Source organism: Streptomyces sp. NPDC055078 (assembly GCF_053607985.1).
In genome coordinates, this window is record NZ_JBSGUP010001038.1 from 1 (window position 1) to 1,777 (window position 1,777).

Below are 1,777 nucleotides of genomic sequence, written 5' to 3' on the forward strand. Positions count from 1 at the left end.
CCGGGGCAGGCTGTCGGGGCCGGTCAGCCCCGGCTCGGGGGGCGGTTCGCTGCCGCCGAGGTCGACGGCGAGCGAGAGCAGCACCCGGAGGGTTCCCGGGTCGCGGCCCTGCCTCCGGGCGTCCTCGTGGACGGCCGCGCGGATCGCCGCCGCGCTGTCGGGCGAGGTGGCCCGGACGAGTACGACATCGGCGTACCGGGCCGCCGCCCGGCGGCCCTCGTCCCCGGCTCCGGCTCCGGCTCCGGTGAGGTCGACGACGGTGACGGGCCGGCCCTGCGGCGGCCTCGGCCCGGCGAAGGGCTCCCGCGCTGCCGGGGTCCGGCCCGGCACACGGGAGCGATGCGGTTCGCCGCCGTCGGTGAAGCACTCAGTCGCCTGGTCGCGGCTTCCCGGCGCGCGGCTTGCGGGACGGTGGCTTCCCGGCTCGTGGCTTCCCGGCTCGTAGTCCCCGCCGTCCCACAGCCGGACGACAGCCCCCGCGGTGTCGGCCGCCTCGCGCCACAGCTTCGCGGCCGGCCCGGCCGGCCCGCGCCCGAAGAGCCGTGCCTCGGTCTGGGTGGCGGCGACCCCGACCGCCCATCCCGCCCGGCCCCGGCTCACCCAGTCGAGGGTGGCCACCGCCGTGGCGAGCCGGAGCGGGTCGGTGTGCGTGGCGGTCACGGTCGGCACAAGCCCGATCCGGTGGGTGGCGGGCGCGACCCGGGAGAGTACGGCGAGGGCGTCGAGCCCCGGCCGGGCGAACGAGTCGCCCAGCGTGACGAAGTCGAGTGCTCCGCGTTCGGCGAGTCTCGCCAGATCGACATAGTGACCGGCGTCGTACCGCGCGGGACCGTCGAGCGCGACAGCCAGATGCAGCGAGCGGGTGGCGGACATGGTGGACCTTTCGGAATGGTCGGTTCCTGGACGGTGCCCGGTACGGGCGCTGGTCGCGGACGCGCGGCACGGACACCCGTTATGGACACCCGTTACTGGCTCCGGGCGCGGCGCGCGGCACGGGCACCCGGTACGGGCGCCGGGTGCGGACGCTCGTACGGCGGACGGGAACGCGGCGCGCGGGGGCGGCCGGGCGGCGAGGTGTGGTGGGCCCGGCGGCGGCTTCGGACGCCGGTCGGTCCGAACGGCCGGCGGCCCGGCGCTCCCCTGGGTCCGGCTCCCCCTCGCGCGTACGGCCCCGGCGGACGGATACCGGGGCGGGACGGCGCGTTCAGGGCACGGGTCTCCCGCCAGGGACGCGGGGCACGGTGCGGGGTGTGTCCGGCGGCGACGGCCAGGGGTCCCGCCGACGCGGTCGGGCCTGCCGCTCACCCCAGGGCAGGACCCGGCGGCAGGGACACGGGATACGGGAACGGCGTTGGATGGTACGGCCATGCGAAGGCTCCGTGGATGCAGAGATCGAACACGGGATGGCCTTCACCGATGACAGCGGTGGTACCCGAGACGCGCCGGGGACCGCGCCCCTCAGCACGATCCGTACCACGAGGCTAGGGGGTCGGTGCGGGCGGCTGTCAAAGACTGTCCACACTGTGAACCGCCGGTACGGGGGCAGTTGACGCAGGGACCGGTGCCTGTTCCACTTACGCCATGGATGGACAGCAGTCGCTGGTCAGGCGCCCCCGCATCGACTTCGGTCGCGTGTGGTCCGCGTCCTGTTGAGCCCACCCGACCGCGTCCCCCGCGCCTGCCGCGCCACTTGGCGCCGCGCGGCCTTCACCCGTCACCGGACCCGCCCTGCCCTCCCCCTCGCGCCTTCACGCTCTGCGCCCCGGCACGGTGTGCC

The 1,777-nt window shown here is 76.2% G+C and carries 1 protein-coding gene; it reads right to left on the reverse strand.

Annotated elements, in window-relative coordinates:
• A partial coding sequence (locus tag ACWF94_RS39910; RefSeq protein WP_453500104.1) for an LLM class flavin-dependent oxidoreductase occupies positions 1-873 on the reverse strand: 873 nt, incomplete at its 3' end.
• Positions 874-1,777 lie beyond the last annotated feature (904 nt).